The sequence below is a fragment of the Litoreibacter sp. genome (genome assembly GCF_058136045.1).
Genome location: NZ_JBYVDD010000013.1, coordinates 1 through 403, shown reverse-complemented (window position 1 = coordinate 403; position 403 = coordinate 1). Strand labels below are relative to the sequence as shown.

Annotated in this window: 1 protein-coding gene; it reads right to left on the bottom strand. The window is 55.6% G+C overall.

Going from position 1 to position 403, the window contains the following annotated elements; all coding sequences use genetic code 11:
* A partial coding sequence (locus AC3Y7R_RS15600) for a transposase (protein WP_490042992.1) occupies positions 1 to 342 on the bottom strand: 342 nt, incomplete at its 3' end.
* Positions 343 to 403: the final 61 nt, after the last annotated feature.

Here is a 403-nt window from a genome sequence, read left to right as displayed (position 1 = left end):
GCCTTCCCTCTCGGGACATTGCTGCGCAATACCCTGCCGGGCAGTGAATAAACGCGTACCGCACTGAGACTCTCGCGCGAAGTACGCGGTCGCCTTTTTTAGAATGTTGCGCTCTTCGGTCACCCGGACCAGCTCTCGCCTCAGGCGTTTGATCTCAGCAGCCTGTTCTGAGGTCTCTGTCCTGATGCGCGGTGACTTCGCAAGCTGCGCCTTCCACGTGTACAATGATTTGGTGCTGATACCCAGCCGCTCGGCCACTTCGCTGACCGCATATCCGCGCTCAACGACCTGCGCTACTGCATCCTGCTTGAACTCATCTGTAAATCGTATTCCCTTAGCCATACCTGTCTCGCCTTGGTTCCAAAATTACCAAACAAAGCGTCTACAAATCTAGGGCCACCTC